Here is a 1,135-nt window from a genome sequence, read left to right as displayed (position 1 = left end):
TAGTAGATTTAATCCATCTATCATCATTATAATTCTCACCATACAATCCATACCCACTCCCTTCTGCAAACCCAAAATTGGTCAGCTTAAGATCATTACCATTGCCTGTTATGTTAGCTATGGTAGCCCGATCTTCGTCCTCATTGGTTTTGCCTACCACTGTCCATGCCTGATCAAATGAAGAAGGATCAAAATCATCACCGCCTTCTGAAGTAGGGGTATAAAGACCATATTTACGTTGCGCTTGTTCTTCCATCAGCTTCTTATACTGTTCATACCAAGTTTTATATTCCAGTATAGGGCCCGCCACACTTATAAGTTTATCAGTGTCTTCTACATGCGTTGCATAATGTTTCTTCATACTTACAAGTTATTTATTGTTATTGTTATTTTCTCTCCACGATCACCTGCTTCTTGTAAAATAGCAAACAATTTATTGAATGCTTTTCTGGAATTGGATATCCAATTAGTATCTTTACCATTCCATTCACCAACACCAATACATCCTTCACTTTCTTCTGCTTTATTCAAAGAATGTATGCGAATACCACTAAAATTGGGAACATTTAGTATCTCTGGTAATATTTTCTTAAACCTTGGTGAATAAGTTAATTTAACTTCATATGTACCTTCAGGTATTGCAGTTTTACCATAAACTTTTTCTCCTTCTGGTCTCACTCTATCTTCAAGAGTGTCTGCTATGTGTTCCCCATCAACATACAATTCTCCAATGGTTGCAGAACTACCTAGAAAGATTCTATTTAATTTTAATTCCATTTTATGCAGCTGGCGTTTCTAATGCAGCAACTCTTGCTTCCAAAGCTTCATAATCACCTTCTAGAGTAGTCAATCTAAGATTTAAAGCTGAAATCAATTCTCTTACTTCATTATCGTTGTAATTAGATAGACCTGCAAGTTTAGATTTTTCAGCTGTCGTATAATCTTCAGTAGATAATTGCTTACCTTCCACTTTGTCTACTTTGGATTCTTTAAGAGTTTCCACATCTTGTTTTAAAGTACTAATGTCTTCAGTAGCTTTGTTATTTACCAAAACCCACTTGGTACCGTCAAAATATTTCAAGTCTCCACCATTTGCATTAGATGATAAATCTGCCCAATATTTAACAGAAGCAGG

General features: G+C 35.3%; 2 protein-coding genes and 1 pseudogene. All 3 read right to left on the bottom strand.

Features of this window, described 5'->3' with window-relative positions:
• The coding region (locus QZL64_RS01715) for a hypothetical protein (RefSeq protein ID WP_296309137.1) at positions 1-256 on the bottom strand (256 nt) is incomplete at its 3' end.
• A gap of 107 nt (positions 257-363) precedes the next feature.
• A complete protein-coding gene (locus tag QZL64_RS01710) occupies positions 364-777 on the bottom strand; it encodes a DUF5675 family protein (RefSeq protein ID WP_021840325.1) in 414 nt (137 codons plus the stop codon).
• A 1-nt stretch (position 778) separates the two neighbouring features.
• Positions 779-1,135: pseudogene (locus QZL64_RS01705) on the bottom strand (hypothetical protein); the annotation flags it as partial.

The sequence above is a fragment of the Veillonella sp. CAG:933 genome (assembly GCF_000431435.1).
In the GTDB taxonomy this organism is placed as follows: domain Bacteria; phylum Bacillota; class Negativicutes; order Veillonellales; family Veillonellaceae; genus Veillonella_A.
This window is presented reverse-complemented; position numbering and strand designations above follow the sequence as displayed.

What these genes read in the sequence shown, in the direction of transcription:
- QZL64_RS01710 (WP_021840325.1), bottom strand. Translation starts at nt 777, where the DNA reads ATGGAATTAAAATTAAATAGAATCTTTCTAGGTAGTTCTGCAACCATT.